Source organism: Mitsuokella sp. AF21-1AC (assembly GCF_003458855.1).
Classification (GTDB): domain Bacteria; phylum Bacillota; class Negativicutes; order Selenomonadales; family Selenomonadaceae; genus Mitsuokella.
Map to the genome: position 1 here is coordinate 439 of NZ_QRVW01000065.1, position 683 is coordinate 1,121.

Genomic DNA, 683 nt, shown 5'->3' on the forward strand with positions numbered 1-683 from the left:
AAACAACAAACAAAGGACTAAGCTATTCCAATTTGCTGGTGCTGCAAGATATGCTTACAATTGGGCATTGAACAAGCAGATGGATAACTTCCGTAGAGGACGCAAAATCTAGACGGACGGTGAGCTTCGCAAAGCATTCACGATCCTGCGCCATTCTGAGGAAAACAAGTGGCTCCTGAATGTATCGAATAACGTCACGAAGCAGGCCATCAAAGACTTGTGCATTGCCTATAAGAACTTCTTCCGCAAGCAGAAGCAGCCCGGCTACATCAAGTATTCCGCTAAGAAAGTTACTCATTATACCCGCATTGGCAAGAGCTTGACCGTCTATGACATGAACGGGCATCCCAAGTTCAGGAGCAAGAAGAACGGGGACTTCCGCTTCTATCAGGACAATGTCAAGATCCAATTCACAGACACTCACGTCAAACTGGAGAGCCTTGCAGGAAGCAGGCGGAAGAACCATCAGCGTTTGAACTGGATCCGGCTTGCTGAGAAGAACCGTACTCCTGTCCGAGCCAAATACACGAACCCACGGATTACATTCGATGGAGAGAATTGGTGGCTGTCGGTAGGAATACAGATCTCTCGGACGCTGAAACCTTTACGAAGGCTGTCGTTTGTTTGCAAGAAACAACAGCCTGCTCGCTCAGAAGGAATTGGCATTGATTTAGGCATCAAGG

1 protein-coding gene and 1 pseudogene are annotated in these 683 nt (G+C 47.7%); both read left to right on the forward strand.

Going from position 1 to position 683, the window contains the following annotated elements; all coding sequences use genetic code 11:
• The coding region (locus tag DWX75_RS12265) for a helix-turn-helix domain-containing protein (protein ID WP_233519609.1) at positions 1-112 on the forward strand (112 nt) is incomplete at its 5' end.
• Positions 113-217: 105 nt separating this feature from the next.
• Positions 218-683, forward strand: a pseudogene (locus DWX75_RS11955) (RNA-guided endonuclease TnpB family protein); the annotation flags it as partial.